The following is a 17,453-nucleotide window of genomic DNA, read 5'->3' as shown; positions in this document are numbered from 1 at the left end:
TTATTATGTGTGGAGAAGAGAACTGTATGAAACAGAAATCATTACAATATAAAATTGCTATATGGCTCACGATGGGATTGTTGGTTGTCGATCCTCTTGTGATGCCTTTTTCATATGCTGAACATCCGATTGAAGTGGACCGCCAGGCCCCTCAAGATCGGCAGGCTCAAGTTACTCAAGCCGCTAATGGGGTGACGTTAGTTAATGTAACAGGGCCCACGGCCGGCGGTGTATCGCGCAACGATTATACGAAGTTTAATGTTCCTGAGTCCGGGACTATTTTAAATAATTCATATGGCATGTCCAACACTGTGCTCGCCGGTTATGTACCGGGTAATGCTAATATGGCTCGTGGTGCGGCACGTGTGATTCTTAATGAGGTAACATCTACAAATCCAACTGCTATGAAAGGCTTTCTTGAGGTAGCTGGACAAAAGGCATCTGTTGTGGTAGCGAATCCGAATGGCATCAGTGTTGATGGTGGCGGTTTTATTAATACCGATCGTGCTGTATTGACGACGGGGAAACCGGAGCTTACTGCGGACGGTAATATTCAAACTTATCGTGTAGAACAAGGTGCCGTATCGGTTAATGGAAAAGGGTTAAACGCTAAAGGGGCTAATGCATTACAAATTCTAACGGAAGCGGCCCACATTAATGCCGGTGTATGGGCCAATGAGGCGGATATCCGTACCGGTAAGAATGTTGTGGATGCGAATACGTTAGATACACAACGTATAGGCACATCCAATCAAGTTGGCTTGGATGTGGCGGCTATCGGTGGCATGTATGCCAATGCTATTACCATGAAGGGTAGTAATACCGGACTGGGTGTGAATGTGAAAGGTGTCGTCAGTGCTGCAAAAGCTACGAATATTACCAGTGATGGACGTATTGTTGTTAGTGGTGGCGTGACGAGTAATGGTAATACAGCTATATCAGGACAAGCTGTTACAGTAGGGAAATCTGGAATTATACAAGGTGATTCAAACGCTACCGTAGAGAGTCAAACGACGGTAGATAATGCAGGTCTTATTAACTCTGGCGATACTACACGTGTGCAAGCGAGTACGGTAGATAATCATGCTGGTGGACGTGTGTATGGGGATGTTGTATCTATTAAAGCGAATCAGGTGAATAACCATACAAATCGTGAATTAGAAGTACGCTATCATACAGCTGGAGACGCATTAAAAGCGGCAAAGAAAGCACTTGATGATGAATGGAATGCGGATATAACCGGGTACAAAACGCAAGAAGAGTTAGAGGCTCACAAACAACGCATTCAAAATCTTACAAAAGCATATGATGATGCACAAATACAGTTGAACACTATCGAAACAGAGTTTGCAACACATAAGTCAGCTACTATAGCAGGACGTAAAGCAGTCGATGTTGAAGCGAAGCATGTAACAAATGAAGGCCGAGGGCTTATATATAGCGGTGGCTCCATGCGTGTGACAGCTAAAAAGGACTTGACGAATACCGGTGCTACCATTAAGTCCGCAGGGGCCATGACAATTGATGCGCCTGTGGTAAAGAATGAGAATGCGGCGTTTGGGGCTAAAAGAGTTTCTGACGATGTGACTAAGAATCCGGATAAGCTTAAAGTGAATGATCCGAATCATAAACTGGAAGGGCAAGTATTTGATAAATCGGAGTTCCCATATGCCGATGATAGCAGTGGATACGGTACACCTCGTGTTATACCGGTACATAGTGAAAAGGATGAAGCGTATAACAAAGAACTGAATAAAGGGGAAAATCGTGTTCATAAGTTCACCATTATTCGTAGTCAAACTGAACATACGCATACAGATATTACTCATGATGATCCTGGAGTTATCAGCAGTGGAGGTGATATGACTGTATCCGGAGCTATCCATAATACAAATAGTCGTATCGTAGCCGGGGGAACTGTACATACTAGCGGTGCGATAGATAATCAATCTGATGAAGTCAGTGAGAAAACGATTTCTACAGGTACAACGCAGGAAAGTTATACTAGGCGGGTAAGAAAGTCGCATGGTATAGGTCATAAACGTCGTCGCGCTTGGAATGCCGAAGTGTTTATGACTCCGTCTATTACCGAACAGAATGTTAAACCTATTGGTGTTATCAAAGACCATGCGGAGGATGTATTGTCGACTTCAACCATTGCTAAGGTGAATGATAGTTTAGATCCGTATGGTTTAGGAAAAGGAAATGGTAAGCGTAGTGGTATGATTGACGGGCTGTCATTACCTACGGAGTCACTATACAGAATTCATCCGGAGATTACCGCCAATGCATTGGTAGAGACTGATCCGGCTTTCACAGACCGTAAACAATTTTTATCCTCTCAATATATGATTGATGCCCTTATTCAGGATCCTGAACGTCGTCTTAAGCGCTTAGGCGACGGGCTTTATGAACAACAATTGGTGAATCAGCAGATACTCGCTGCTACCGGTCGTCAATATTTGACCGGTTACTCAGATAATGAGGTGGAGTACAAAGCCCTTCTTGAGGAGGGGATTGCGTATGGTAAACAATTTAATTTAACGCCGGGCATTACCTTGTCTGATGCACAAATGCAAGCCATAACAACAGATATGGTATGGCTCGAAACGAAAACGATTCTTGTCAATGGTAAAGAACAGCAAGTCCTCTATCCAAAAGTATATTTAGCAAAACAATCCGCCAAGAGTTTGGATGCTATGGGAGGTCTCATCAGCGGTAGGGCGATTGTAAGCGATACAGATGCGGATATACACAATCAAGGTGTGATGACCGCCGATACCATTGTATTGAATGGACAGAATATCCATAATACCGGTACGATTGACGGACGTACTGTGGCGGTTGCAGCGAAGCAGGATGTGAATACTACCGGAGCTATACATGGGAATTCCAATGTAGCAGTTCGTGCAGGCCGAGATGTGAATGTGGGCGCTCGTGTCAAGGCGTTGTTGAATCAGGATGTGGTCATTCGTCAAGGTACGGTCGGCGTATCTGAACCGGGAGGACAACTATCTATCGCCGCGAATCGTGATGTACATCTCAAAGGTGCGTTGGTTCATGGTGGCTCTCATACAACGATGGATATTACGGCCGGCCATGATGTGAATCTTGGTACGGAACAGCTGGCTGCGAAAAAAGATATGACCGTTAACAGCGATAATTATAACCGTACGGAACGTCGTACTGAATTGGGGACAACAATTCTAGGTGACGGTGATGTGGCTATTCGTGCTGGACATGATGTATCTGTTCGCAACGGTGTCGTGAATAGTGAGCAAGGCACAACGACTATTGCGGCCGGTCATGATGTGAATGTGACAGCCGGTGAAAGCTATAGCCGTGATGAATATGGTATTAAGTATAAGGAAAAGAGTTTATTATCTAAAACAGTGCGTACACTACGTACTGACCATGAGCATACGGGTGTTCTATCTTCAACCATCGGTGGCAATGCTGTCGATATGAAAGCCAACCATGATGTGTCCTTAACAGGGGCCAATGTATTAGGGACGAAGGATGTAAATATTACGGCAGGACATGATGTACGCACAGATTCCGGTGAAGAAAGACAGCGCGATGATATCTATGAACACAGCAAGAAAACAGGTTTAATGAGTGCCGGTATAGGCTTTACCATAGGCAGTAAAAAAGTAACGGATACACTGGATGGAAAATATACGAATCAGGTGGAAACGTTAATTGGGGCAGCTAAAGGACAGGTTGCGATTCATGCGAATAAGGCCGCTCATTTGACAAGCGCTTCTATATTAGCAGGTACAGATGCAACGGTACAGGCGCCGGAGATGATCCTTGACGGTAAACATAATACGGCTGATATAAAACAGACACATGAAGTTAAAACATCCGGTTTAACTGTAAGCCTAGGGGGCTCTATCGCATCGGCGCTTAATGGTGCGTATGCGTTGCAACAAAAAGGAAAAGATCGACATGACAAACGATTGGCAGCCTTAGAATATGTAGAGGCCGGTAAAGAACTACGTAAAGGTCTTACTAATGTTAACGAATATAGGGCGTATACGCCGGCTAATGTTGTTAATCATGCAGATAGTTTAATGGATTCCGGACTGCAAAAAATGGATTTCAGTGCGAGACTCGATCGGTTGGCATCATCCGGACAGTTAACTGAAAAACAACTTAAGACTGTAACAGGAATGCGTGACAAGTTCGCTGTAGAAGGTGCCCAGGAGTATCAGGCAGGTTTTAATGAAATGGCTGATATACAGGGGGATCAGTCTCAATATAAAGCACAAAAGCGTGCTAAGAAGGATGGGCTGGCTAATATTCATGTCGGTATTGGCTCCAGTTACAGCAAGAGTGTTACTGAATTACACAATCGAGACTATGCAGGTGGTAAGATTATATCCAATAATACTACTTCCTTGTTGGCTAAATCTAATGTACCGAATACAGGAACGATAACCGCTATAGGTGAAACGATACAAGGTAAGACGGTTGATGTAATAGCTGATAATACGATTAATCTACAAGCCGCAACTAATACAAGTCGTAAAACAGAAAATAATGATACAAAAAGCTGGTCCGTAGGAGCGAATATAAGTGTGAATGGTGGCGGTGTGTTAGGATTTGATGCTAACTATAATAAAGGTATGCAACGAGAAAATACCGAGAAAGTATCATACGCGCCTTCTCGAATAACAGCTAATACGGTTAATATGACTTCCGGTAACGATACGAATGTAATCGGCTCTACAGTCAAAGGTGATAGAGTTATTGCTAACGTAGGCGGTAATTTATATATTCAAAGTTTACAAGATAAAGAGACTTATGTAGGAAAACAGAAAAATACGGGATTTAGTGTTTCTACAAATGGGACTCAATTAGGTAGTATCTCCGGTGAGCATTCTAAAGGAGATACGCGTAGTAACTATGCCAGTGTAACAGAACAAGCCGGTATCTTTGCCGGTAAGGATGGTTATACAATTACTACAAAAGGCACTACCACATTAGAAGGGGCCATTATAGATAGTAAAGCTGCTGCAGAAAAGAATACAGTATCTACCGGTCGCTTAGTTATGAAAGATATAGAAAATACGGCTGAGTACTCTTCGAAGAATACCGGTGTGAGTTATAACCATATAGGAAACTTTAAGTCGCTGAGTCAAGCGGGACAAGATGCGGTATATAATTCGTTAGGACTTTTACCAAAATTATTACCGGAATCTAAGGATTCCGCACATAGCACTACCAAATCTGCTATTGCTGATGGTACAATAACTGTACATGATGAATCTGTAGATATACGTTCGATCTCTAGAGATACCGCTAATAGTCTAAATAAACTGGACAAGATTTTTGATAAGAAGAAAGTAGAGGAACGCCAGGAATTAGCCCGACTTTTTGCTAAAGATGCATTTGAACAATTGCATTATTGGGAACCGAAAACTAAAGAAGAGAAAGTGGCTAAAGCGATTGCTCATGGTGTAGTGGCGGAAGTGTCTGCTCGAGTTGCCGGTAATAAAGCGGGCAGCGGTTTTTATGCTGGAGTTACCAATGAGGCATTAATTGGTGACATTCAAAAAGTGGCCAAGACTAATCCTGCTGTGGCGCAATGGCTCAGTGCCGGTGTAGGGGCAGTAGTAAATGCGGGATTAGGAAAACCTGTTATTACTGGGGCTGCTGAGGCACAATATGGGACTAAGTGGAATCTAGAGTTAACAGAACATGCAAAAGATGTTAGATTAAATGAATATAATGCTTTTAAAAATTTATTTGATAGACAATATTTAGATCAGATTGCTCAAGGGAATCCTTATAGTGAAGAAGATATACAAAAAGCTTATAATGATTTGGTATATGCATATAATAATGCTGAGAAATTTGAGATCACGCCAGTAGCCAGAGACTTACTTGGGTTTTTCTTAGATGAAGATCCTAATGCACATGGTATTGTTGCTGTAGATTATACTGAGCACGGTTATCCAATTTATACATTTGGCTCCGACTCGGTAATAAATCAGATTTTTAGATCACAACAATATAGTTCTATGAATTTAGATATAGTATCAGATGCGGTATATGAGTCTCGCAACACCACAGAGAATATGCCAACATATACTAATTCTCATAGTTTTTATGGATATGGAGCTGATGCAGCCTTAGCATTAGGCAGTGCTTCAACAATAACAACATTTAAAAATGGTAATGCATATAATGGAGCAGTTATTACTATAATTGATAATTGGGATCATGGTAAAATTTTAGCTGAATGGATTAAATACCCAAGAATTTATGAAGCGGCCTATATTTTACAACAATCAGGTTATAGACGAACGTTTGCATACAAAACTACATATGATTTTTCTGTAAGTTAGTTTTTTTATTGGAGTAAATATAATGTATAAATATATTGCTATACTTTTTTTGTTAGGTATAATAGTCTCACAGTCTTTATTAATCTTCATTAACTATGATTATAATAAATACTATGCTTTTGGAAGATATAAATTGCATGCTAACTATTCATTTGAAGATACATGGCGTGATAATGGATTTGAGCGACTTATTTATAGCTATAGAAAGGTAGATAATAAATTGTACACTTATGGAGAATCTGGGATAACTATTATTACGATGAATGTCATAAATCCTAAAATTATAAAGATTCCAAATGATGAATATTATGAGTCTGTGCGTAAATATGGAAGAACTAATAAATATGCTAACTCATTAGAAGAATTATCTAACATCTATGGGAATGATTTTATTGTTTTAAATCGCTTAGAAGAATTAGATAGTGATGACTATTCCATTGTCAAAGAAATTATTGAGCAAGGTAAGGATAAAGCGAAGAAATCATCCTTGTTTTGATGAGTTATTAGCAATAATTAGCAATATATAGGAATGTATGCTAATAATTTTTCCATAATAGAACAACAATCAGAAATTAAAACTTCTTGACTTTCATTCTATAGAAACATTATAATCAGATTATAATTTTATACTCGCCTGAAAGAAACCGATGAGGTGGAGATAAAAATAGGAAATGCACTCACAGAGAGCGGGATTAGCTGAGAACCCGTAGTACGCAGCTTATTAAATGGACCACCGAGGGCGCATGGAACAGAATGAACTTTCACAGTCATTCCTAGTATGGTGCGACGTCACACGAGCGTTAGTCGTGAGGGATATGTTAGTATCCTGCGAAAGGGGAATGCACTGCATTCAAACAAGGTGGTACCGCGATTTATAGCACATACAATCATATTGTAATAATAGAACTATAAACTCGTCCTTGACGTTATATTGTCATGGGCGAGTTTTTTTATTGGCAAATGCCAGATGGAGGTTCTCATGATTTTCCCTAGTCTTGACCGTGTGAAAGCTATCGCACCGGGCTACGATATCGTGCCTGTATATATGGAAATTTTATCCGACGTACGTACGCCGATTAGTGTGTTGAAAGCGTTAAAACAAGTGAGCAGTCATACGTACTTGCTTGAAAGTGCGGATAATAGTAATCATTGGGGCCGTTACTCCTTCTTGGGTTACGATCCTAAGATTGAGCTATTCTGTAAAAACCATACAATGACCATCAAAGACGGTACTACACGTACCTTTGAGTGCTCTGATCCTGCCGCAGAAATTCGCAATATTTTGAGCCAATATAAAAGTCCTCGTTTAGAAGAGTTACCAACTTTTACAGGTGGATTTGTAGGGTACTTCGCATGTGAATATATTCGCTACATCGAGCCAACATTGGATTTCCCAACGCCAGATGACGACTCTGCGATGGTAAACGATGTAGACCTTATGCTCTTTGATAAGGTTATCGCTTTTGACCACTACAAAAATAAAATTTACTTGATTGCCAACATCAGCACAAATGATTTAGAACGCAACTATAACAAAGCTGAGCTTGAATTGAAAACTCTTGCTGATCTCGTTATAAACGGCAAAGAGGCGGATGTGCCAAAAGGCATCCTTAAAACAGAGTTTACCTCTGAATTTACAAAGGATGAGTTTGAAGCAGTTGTTAAAAAGACGCAGCACTATATCAAGGAAGGGGATATCTTCCAATGTGTTGTATCTAACCGCCGCGAAGCCGAGTTTGAGGGGAGTTTGTTAAACGCATACCGCGTATTGCGAACCTTGAATCCATCTCCATACATGTTCTACCTATCTGGTGGCGATGTAGAGCTCACAGGTGCTTCTCCAGAGACATTGGTAAAATTAACAGATGGCAAGATGTACACCTTCCCAATTGCAGGCACCATGCGCCGCGGCAAAAATGAAGCAGAGGACCTTGCTATTGAAGAAAAACTAATCAATGACGAAAAAGAGTTGGCTGAACATAATATGCTTGTTGACCTTGGCCGTAACGATTTAGGTAAAATTTCTAAATTTGGTTCCGTAAAAGTAGAGGCGTTACATATGTTGCAACGTTTCTCGCATGTTATCCATATTACATCTACTGTAAGCGGTGACATGCAAGACGGCAAAGATGCACTCGATGCAATCGGTGCTACACTGCCAGCAGGCACGTTGTCTGGGGCGCCTAAGATTCGTGCTATAGAAATTTTACACGAACTTGAAAAAAGCCCACGTGGTGTATATGGTGGCGCCGTAGGTTATATCGATTTTTCTGGTAACATGGACGTATGTATCGGCATTCGCATGGCTATGAATAAAGGCGGTAAGGTCTATGTTCGTGCTGGTGCAGGCATCGTTCGAGATAGCGTTCCTGAAAGCGAGTTTAATGAAACCTTGATCAAAGGCCAATCCATGATTTCCGCAATTACAGATGCACAGGAGGTAGAATAATGGTACTCCTTATAGATAATTACGATAGTTTCTCCTTTAATTTATACCAATTAGTAGGATCTATCAATCCAGATATTAAAGTTATCCGCAGCGATGAATTAACAGTTGAAGAAATCCGCGCTTTGAAACCAGACTATGTGATACTTTCACCAGGACCTGGCAGACCAGCTGATGCGGGCGTATACGAAGACCTTTTGCGTGAATGCAAAGGGGAATTCCCAATCCTCGGCGTATGCCTCGGTCACCAAGCCATCGGAGAAGTATTCGGCGGCACCGTTTCCTACGCTAAACAAGTAATGCACGGCAAACAAAGTGTGGCGAAGCAAGTACACCCATCCAAAATCCTTAAGGGCTTGCCTGAACAATTCGAAGTTGCTAGATACCACTCCTTGGCAATTATTGACGAAACCATGCCAAGCGAACTCATTGTCACATCTATTACAGACGACGGCGAAGTAATGAGCGTGGAACACAAAGACTATCCGATATATGGCGTCCAATTCCATCCGGAATCCATCATGACACCGGACGGGGAACAAATGATTCGTAATTTCTTAGAAAAATAGCTACTGTCTAATTTAGGTATTCGAGGGGCTATTCTTAAGCATTAACACGTTAGGCAAAAATAAGGGCTCTCGGAACTCCGATGGACACCAACCCCACTACGTGGGGCCGCCAAGTCGTTCCTTAAGACCTTATTTCCTGCCAACTCAACCTTGGCAGTACCTACTTAATAGCCCCTCTATAATACATATATCGAATTGTAGCTATATTTTCTAAAGAAATATGCGAATCAGAACCCCTAATATAGGAAAAGGTGGTGCAAAGCACCACCATTCCCACCCCTTATAAAGAAATGACCTGTGCATTACTCCATATAATGCGCAGGATCATTTGAAAGATATTGAATTGTTGTTCATTTTATTGCGCGTGTGATAGGGAGCAGGGCATATAAAAGATTAAATGTCATGGTGTTTATGTGAGTTCACGGGGTTCTAGGCCCGACTTTGGCCCTGCGAAGGCCACAGGCCGTAGTCAGACCCGGCCAGTGGAGGGCATAGGTCCATGTGAATCACATGTAGCATTAACGCCGGTATATGCCCTATTATCGTTGAACCGAAGTAAAATGAACAACAAGTAAGGAGATATAAAATGATTAAAGACGCATTATATGCAGTAACGCATGGTCAGGACTTATCCTACGACCTTGCTAAAGATACAATGAACAAAATTATGAGCGGCGATGTACCAGAGGTTCCTATGGCTGGTTTCTTGTGTGCTCTTGCCGCAAAGGGCCCTACTGTAGATGAGGTTACGGCGTTCGCTGAGGTTATGCGCGAGAAGGCTGGCTCCGTGCCTCATGAAGGTACTGTTGTGGAAATCGTAGGTACTGGTGGTGACGAGGCTAATACGTTCAACATTTCTACTACATCTGGCTTTATCATTTCCGCCGCAGGTATTCCTGTAGCAAAACATGGTAACCGTAGTGTATCTAGTAAATGTGGTGCTGCTGACTTAATTGAAGCGTTGGGCGCTAAATTAGAGCTTAACGGTGAACAAAACGAGGCGGTGTTGAACAAAGCGAATATGTGCTTCATGTTTGCGCCTGTATATCACCAAGCCATGAAATATGCGGGCCCTGTACGTAAGGCGTTGGGCGTTCGTACTGTGTTTAACATCCTTGGACCTTTGGCAAATCCAGCAGGTGCTACGGTTGAGTTGATGGGCGTTTACGATAAATCTTTAGTAGAACCATTGGCTCGTGTATTGGCTAATCTTGGCGTTAAACGCGGTGCTGTGGTACACGGCTTTGACGGCCTTGATGAGATTACGGCTACCAACAAAACGTACGTATGCGAAATTAATAATGGTACCTTCACAAACTACGAATTCGATCCTAAGGAATATGGTTTCGAATATGCTGATAAAACCGAGCTTGAAGGTGGTGATGCTACGGTGAATGCTGAGATTACACGTCGCGTTCTCGGTGGTGAACAAGGTGGTAAACGCACTGCGGTTGTTCTTAACGCGGGCATGGCGATTTACCTTGCGAAAGACGGCATTACATTGGCAGAGGGCATCGAAGAGGCGAAACACATGATCGATTCTGGCAAGGCACTTGCTACACTAGAACAGTTTGTGAAAGCAACCCAAGAGGTGTAACCATTGATTTTAGATAAGATTATAGAGGCTACCAAAATTCGGGTAGCTCAAGAAAAACAGGTGGAGTCTCCTGAGGCTGTGAAAGCAGCGGCTTTAGCGTTACCATCTGATACAGGATTTCCTTTTGAAGCAGCCCTTCGTCAGCAAGACTTCAACTTTATTTGCGAAGTAAAGAAGGCATCTCCATCTAAGGGAATCATTGCTGAGGACTTCCCATATTTAGACATCGCTAAAGAATATGAGGTTGCTGGTGCAGCGGCTATCTCTGTATTGACGGAGCCAGACTTTTTTAAGGGTGATAAAAAATATTTACAAGAAATCGCTAGCACCGTAAAAATCCCTGTACTACGTAAAGATTTCATCATCGATGAATACCAAATCTACCAAGCGAAGGTTTGGGGCGCTAGTGCCATCCTTTTAATCTGTGCATGCCTTGATATGCCGACGCTGACAAAGTTCCGTGAGCTAGCAGATTCTCTTGGCTTATCTTCCTTGGTAGAGGCTCATGATGAGAACGAAGTACAAATGGCCATTGATTGCGGTGCACGTATTATCGGTGTTAACAATCGCAACTTGAAAGACTTCACCGTAGACGTACAAAACAGTGTGCGTTTGCGCAATCTCGTACAAGACGATGTGATTTTCGTATCTGAAAGCGGCCTTGAAACGCCAGAGGACATCCAAGTATTGCGTGATAACAATATCGGAGTAGCTTTGATGGGGGAAACCTTCATGCGTTCTCCTAACAAGGTGGAGAAATTAGCATATCTTTATGGTTCAACCTACTACACACCAAAGGTTAAGATGTGCGGAATCTCAAAGGTGGAAACAATCCCTGCTGTAGTAGAAGCAAAACCAGACTACATGGGCCTTGTATTTGCTCCTAGCAAACGACAAGTTACTGTAGACCAAGCTAAAACATTGGTTGAAGCACTACATAAGCAATATACTAAAAGATATAACAATGGTACTGAACAGTCTAATAATGATGAGATTAAAACTGTCGGCGTTTTTGTCAATGAAACGCTAGATAATCTCGTTACAATTGCTAAAGGAATCAATCTTGATGTGGTGCAATTGCATGGCGATGAAGATGAAGCTTTCATCCAATCCTTAAAAGGACGTACTAATGTAGAGATTTGGAAGGCTGTTCAAATCCGTAGTGCTGCAGATGCAGAGGCGTGGATTGATAGCAGTGCGGATATGCTATTATTTGATGCGTACCACAAAGACGAGCGCGGCGGTACAGGCGAAGTATTCGACTGGTCTTGCTTAGACGAGTTTGAACGACCATTTATGCTGGCTGGTGGTATCGATAGCACCAATGTGGCGCGTGCCATTCGTACGGTTCGACCGTACGGCATTGATATCAGTAGTGGTATTGAAACAGATGGCGTGAAAGACGATGAGAAGATTACAGCTTTCACCAACATTGTGAGAACAATAGCAATGCCATAATATGGCGTGCTAGCAGGAATGGAATATAGAAAGGTAAGTTATATGAGTGAACAAAGACATGGTTATTTTGGCTCCTTTGGGGGTCAATTTATGCCAGAAACATTGATGAATGCAGTCATCGAATTGGAAGAGGCGTACAACAAGTACAAAGATGATCCTGATTTCGTACACGAACTTGAGGATTTACATAAAAAATATACAGGTCGTCCATCTCTTTTATACTATGCAGATCGCATGACAAAGGACCTTGGAGGTGCCAAAATCTATTTAAAACGTGAGGACTTAAATCATACTGGTTCTCACAAGTTGAATAACGTAATCGGCCAAATGTTATTGGCAAAACGAATGGGTAAGACTCGTGTTATTGCTGAAACCGGCGCAGGTCAACACGGTGTGGCAACGGCTACTATCGCTGCGTTGATGGGCATGGAATGCGAAGTATACATGGGTGCAGAGGACTGTGAACGTCAAGCACTTAACGTATATCGTATGAAATTACTAGGCGCTAAGGTGCATCCTGTAACAACAGGGACTAGCACATTGAAAGATGCGGTTTCCGAAGCATTGCGCGAATGGACAAATCGCATGTCCGATACGCACTATGTATTGGGCTCTGTTATGGGGGCTCATCCATTCCCTATGATCGTTCGTGACTTCCAATCCATCATCAGCCGTGAAGCGCGTGAGCAAATCCTTGAAGCAGAAGGTAAATTGCCAACAGCTGTTATGGCTTGTGTAGGCGGCGGCTCCAATGCGATGGGCATGTTCTATCACTTCATTCCAGACGAAGGTGTTCGTCTTATCGGTTGTGAAGCGGCAGGTCGTGGCATCGATACAGAAGAACATGCTGCGACAATCGCAAAGGGTTCCGTTGGTATCTTCCACGGCATGAAATCGTACTTCTGCCAAGACGAAGACGGCCAAATTGCTCCAGTATATTCTATCTCTGCAGGTCTTGATTATCCTGGCATCGGTCCTGAACATGCGTACTTGCACGATAGCGGTCGTGCTGAATATGTGCCGGTTACAGATGACGAAGCAGTCGATGCCTTTGAATACTTATCTCGCTTGGAAGGTATTATTCCAGCCATTGAAAGTGCTCATGCGGTGGCACATGCACGTAAAATTGCTCCTACCATGAGCAAGGACGACATCATTATTATTTGTTTATCCGGTCGTGGCGACAAAGACGTGGCGGCTATGGCGAAATACAGAGGGGTGGATCTTCATGAGTAAAATTAAAGACGCTTTCACAAAGGGCAAGGCATTCATCCCGTTCATTAGTGCTGGTGATCACGGTATTGAGAATACAGAACGTTATATTCGTATTATGGTGAAAGCCGGTGCGGACATGGTAGAGATTGGTATTCCCTTCTCTGACCCAACAGCGGAAGGCCCAGTTATTCAAGAGGCGAGCACGCGTGCTCTCTCCACAGGCGTAAAAATCAATGATATCTTTGATATGGTGCGTCGTCTGCGTACAGGCGATGATGCAGTGACTATACCGCTCGTATTCATGACCTATTTGAATCCTATTTACGTATTCGGTCGTGAAAAATTCTTTACCCTCTGTGAAGAGGTCGGCATTTCTGGTGTTATCGTGCCAGATATGCCATTTGAAGAAAAAGGCGAGCTCGCTAGTGTGGCTCATAAGCATGGTGTTGAAGTGGTATCCTTAATTGCGCCAACATCTGAAAACCGCATCGAAATGATTGCCAAAGACGCAGAAGGCTTTGTATACTGTGTATCTTCCCTTGGCGTTACAGGTATGCGCAGTGAAATCAAGACGGATATTAAATCCATTGTTGAAACGATTCGCAAATATACGGATATTCCTGTCGCTGTTGGTTTCGGTATTTCCAAGCCAGAACAAGCGGAAGCTATGGCGCGCGTATCCGATGGAGCCATCGTAGGCTCTGCTATCGTTAAAATCGTGGCAGAACACGGTGAACATGCGGACCAAGCATTGTATGATTACGTACAATCCATGAAACAAGCTGTTCTAAAGGCTGGCGCATAACATAATAACTCATATAGCCTTGGGAAAAATTATATAGGGGATAACACAAAAGGACGTTATACAATGTATAACGTCCTTTTCATTGGTTGGTTAATTTAGTTTTGTGTTTTTAGGGCTAGTAATATGTATTATGCGCAAGGCTTAGTCATTAGAGGATTCAGAACGTTGATGTCGTTCACTGCGTTTTGCTGTTGCATTTTTATCATGCTTTTCACGTTTAGATATTCTATGTTTTCTGTGCTTTTTCTCTTTTACTTTGTACCATGGATGATCGCTGCTATCTACTGTGCCATCATCATTTTTTACCATGCGATGATTTTCACCGATTTTGAAGTGGTAATCTTTGGCTTGGGCTACATTGGCACCAATACCAACTGTTAAGAAGGCACCTAAGCTAGCCAAGGCTACTGCTTTCATTAATTTAGCTTTCATAATTATCTCCTGTATGATTGATTGTACGAATTTTAGTTGTAAGAAATATATCTGTAGTATAGGCATATTTCATGAACAAAAAATGAATCAACTAAGTTGATAAATCATAGTATAATAGGAATATCTATATATATTTATTATCTAAGATTATGGTAGGAGTTTTATGAAACAGAGAGTATACGAAATCCTCTATCGTGAGCTAGTGGAAAACTATGCAAACAGTAAAGGACGTACAAATACAGCCGATTTTTGGCTCACCATAAGTGCTATATCCTTTGTATATGGCTTAATTATATGTATTACAGGTCTTGCAACCTACATACCGTACGGATTTCTCTATGCTGTCTCTATCGGTGGCGGCGTATTAGTTGTATTGTCCATCCTGTTATGCTTGCCGAAGATTATGCTAATGGCAAGACGGCTACGAGACTCTAATAATGATCCAATGTTGATGATTTTACTATTGGTTCCTTTTTTAGGCTGGCTTGCATTATTGTATCTATTCTGTAAGCGCACATCACCTATATCTAATGAATTAGAGGAAAAACGTTCCGTATCGGGCCTTTTTATTGTGGCCATATTAGTATTAGGATGCCTAGCCACTAGTGCAGGTAGTACAATGATTAATCATAATTTTATGGTAGAAGAGACTGCTTATGGCAATTTGGAACCTAGTTCGTTAACGAAACAAGCAAATCGTCTTTTACAAAGTGAAACGGCTACAACAGAGGGGCGTACTGTGGTAAGTAATTATTATGAAGCCCTCAACAAAAAGGATTATCATGGTGCATATCGTTATTTGAGCGCTCGTGCTATGGAACGATATGGTACCTTTGAACTATGGGAACAAGCCATGGCTAAGGACGAGGTTCATAAGGTGAAAGCGATACAGCTTGACTATGTTTCCCAAGACCAAGATGATGATATTGTTGTAAATTATATGGGCTTTACCGTTACCTTTGAAGATAATCTAGAGCCTCTATTAGTTCGTTTGCATAATGAAGGCAAAGGCTGGGGCATTGTTGCTATTGAAGCCGCGGAGGAGGATTAGGTTATGTCAACCATAAATATATATGATTTGAATTATACTGATGCCTTCAAATTAGGCATTAGAAATTATGCTAATTTTAACGGCCGTGTTAGCCGTAGTGAATATTGGCGATTCGTGGCAGGCGTTACCTTGATACAAGGATTACTTGGGATTTTAGCTTTACTTTGTAGTACCTTGGGCTTTCCTAATTATGAAACACTTATTGATAATGTTGCTGTAGGGGTATCTCTTTTCTTTATAATTCCCAATATAGCTATCACAGCGCGGCGTATGCATGATATTGGTCGGAGCGGTTGGACACAGCTAATCTCATTTATTCCTGTTATAGGCTTCTTTATATTCCTCGTTTACGAATTGCGTCGTGGCGATGAAAGAGAGAATTCATATGGTGAAAGAACCGGCTATACACCTATTACTCCTGAGGTTAGCAAGGCTACAGGACTAGAAGAGACTCCATCCCGTCGTCAAGATTGGGCGATGGGGATTGCCATCTTTATTATCCAATCTATTATTATTGCCGATATCATTAGAGAGATATTATGGTATGGTATTAATGGGAATGGATACATATAATAATCACCTGTATTTATTAACAATCTCATTATTTTATTTTATAAAAGTTTAACATCTCCTTTATAGACAATATAACACTTTATAGTAAAATGAATTTCAGATGAATTTAAAAACTTAGATATTAATAAATAAAGAATATCTTAGTTGTTATATGTGTTAAGTACAGCAGGACATCGTAATCTTTGCTGATTTCTGTTTGTAGCTAGAAGGAGTTTATTATGAAATCTTGTCCCTATTGTGGACATGCAGTGTTGAAAACAGATTGTTACTGCCCAGAGTGTGGGCATGTTAGTAGACCACAAATCTCGTTAGATAAATACAATCTAGGCTTGATTGAAAACTTTAAACAATGTTTGGTTTATAAATATGCTGATTTTGATGGTCGTGCAAGTCGTAGTGAATATTGGCATTTCTTGTTAGTTTATCAATTGTTGTTTGTGGCCATTCTATTTACTTGTGCTTTTTTGAGCTATATTAGTCCACTATCTAGCGTAGTAGGCGTAGGTTTTGGTTTGGTCATCCTTGTCCTCTTGTCCGTGATTATGGTTATCCCTGGCGTGGCTGTTTCAGTGCGACGTTTACACGATCAAGGCCGCTCAGGGGGCCTCGTATTTATTGGATTCATCCCTGTAATAGGGACTATTATCCTGTTAATCCTTATGGCTCTGCCTGGTGAAAGCCAACCAAATCGCTTTGGTCCCCCTAACGGTCAAGTAGTTGTAACAAAACAAATGGCCCGTGAATTAGGTCTTATTGATACTACGCCATCTATGGGACTAACTGCAGGACTATTCTGCGCTATCTTTGTACTCTGGTTCTTGGTAGATAAACTACTTATGACCAGTGCGATGTAGTTTATGATGTATCCTATAATGAAATATAAAGCATAAGTTATTCCCAAAACATATAGACATTCATTTTCAAAATCGTCAACAGTAATGATATAATATT

General features: G+C 41.5%; 12 protein-coding genes. 11 read left to right on the top strand and 1 reads right to left on the bottom strand.

Features of this window, described 5'->3' with window-relative positions; translation table 11 throughout:
- Positions 1-26 precede the first annotated feature (26 nt).
- The 8 genes from NE668_RS05300 (at position 27) to trpA (ending at position 14,446) form a co-directional block, all read left to right on the top strand.
- Positions 27-6,356, top strand: coding sequence for a two-partner secretion domain-containing protein (locus NE668_RS05300; protein ID WP_227037577.1), 6,330 nt, complete (start codon positions 27-29; stop codon positions 6,354-6,356).
- A gap of 22 nt (positions 6,357-6,378) precedes the next feature.
- Positions 6,379-6,852, top strand: a complete 474-nt coding sequence (locus NE668_RS05295) for a hypothetical protein (RefSeq protein WP_012863755.1) — start codon at positions 6,379-6,381, stop codon at positions 6,850-6,852.
- A 483-nt stretch (positions 6,853-7,335) separates the two neighbouring features.
- The gene (locus NE668_RS05290) at positions 7,336-8,805 is read left to right on the top strand and encodes an anthranilate synthase component I family protein (protein WP_227037579.1); all 1,470 of its coding nucleotides are present in this window, start codon (positions 7,336-7,338) and stop codon (positions 8,803-8,805) included.
- Positions 8,805-9,371, top strand: coding sequence for an anthranilate synthase component II (locus NE668_RS05285; RefSeq protein WP_227037581.1), 567 nt, complete (start codon positions 8,805-8,807; stop codon positions 9,369-9,371). The genes NE668_RS05290 and NE668_RS05285 overlap by 1 nt, the downstream gene beginning before the upstream one ends.
- 586 nt (positions 9,372-9,957) lie before the next feature.
- The gene (trpD, locus tag NE668_RS05280; protein WP_128114267.1) at positions 9,958-10,968 is read left to right on the top strand and encodes an anthranilate phosphoribosyltransferase; all 1,011 of its coding nucleotides are present in this window, start codon (positions 9,958-9,960) and stop codon (positions 10,966-10,968) included.
- Positions 10,969-10,971: 3 nt separating this feature from the next.
- The gene (gene trpCF / locus NE668_RS05275; protein WP_227037583.1) at positions 10,972-12,426 is read left to right on the top strand and encodes a bifunctional indole-3-glycerol-phosphate synthase TrpC/phosphoribosylanthranilate isomerase TrpF; all 1,455 of its coding nucleotides are present in this window, start codon (positions 10,972-10,974) and stop codon (positions 12,424-12,426) included.
- Between the two features lie 42 nt (positions 12,427-12,468).
- Positions 12,469-13,662 carry a tryptophan synthase subunit beta gene (trpB, locus tag NE668_RS05270; protein ID WP_021147632.1) on the top strand — a complete coding sequence of 398 codons (1,194 nt, stop codon included), beginning with the start codon at positions 12,469-12,471 and terminating at the stop codon, positions 13,660-13,662.
- Positions 13,655-14,446 carry a tryptophan synthase subunit alpha gene (gene trpA, locus NE668_RS05265; protein WP_221741457.1) on the top strand — a complete coding sequence of 264 codons (792 nt, stop codon included), beginning with the start codon at positions 13,655-13,657 and terminating at the stop codon, positions 14,444-14,446. The genes trpB and trpA overlap by 8 nt, the downstream gene beginning before the upstream one ends.
- A 141-nt stretch (positions 14,447-14,587) precedes the next feature.
- Here trpA and NE668_RS05260 read toward each other — a convergent pair whose 3' ends face one another.
- On the bottom strand, positions 14,588-14,878 hold the full coding sequence (locus NE668_RS05260) for a hypothetical protein (protein ID WP_221741456.1): 291 nt from the start codon (positions 14,876-14,878) through the stop codon (positions 14,588-14,590).
- 163 nt (positions 14,879-15,041) lie between these two features.
- Between NE668_RS05260 and NE668_RS05255 the strand changes: the two genes are divergently transcribed.
- The 3 genes from NE668_RS05255 to NE668_RS05245 all read left to right on the top strand — a co-directional run bounded on the left by NE668_RS05255 (position 15,042) and on the right by NE668_RS05245 (position 17,356).
- Positions 15,042-15,929: a DUF805 domain-containing protein gene (locus NE668_RS05255; protein WP_227037585.1), complete on the top strand. Its 888-nt coding sequence runs from the start codon at positions 15,042-15,044 to the stop codon at positions 15,927-15,929.
- A gap of 3 nt (positions 15,930-15,932) precedes the next feature.
- A complete protein-coding gene (locus tag NE668_RS05250; RefSeq protein ID WP_024061336.1) occupies positions 15,933-16,502 on the top strand; it encodes a DUF805 domain-containing protein in 570 nt (189 codons plus the stop codon).
- 218 nt (positions 16,503-16,720) lie between these two features.
- Positions 16,721-17,356 (top strand): DUF805 domain-containing protein, encoded by a 636-nt coding sequence (locus tag NE668_RS05245; protein WP_004697807.1) that lies wholly within the window; start codon positions 16,721-16,723, stop codon positions 17,354-17,356.
- Positions 17,357-17,453: the final 97 nt, after the last annotated feature.

This window comes from Veillonella parvula (genome assembly GCF_024461875.1).
GTDB classification, from domain to species: domain Bacteria; phylum Bacillota; class Negativicutes; order Veillonellales; family Veillonellaceae; genus Veillonella; species Veillonella parvula_I.
Note: the sequence above shows the minus strand (reverse complement) of the source record. Positions and strands in the feature narration are given on the sequence as shown.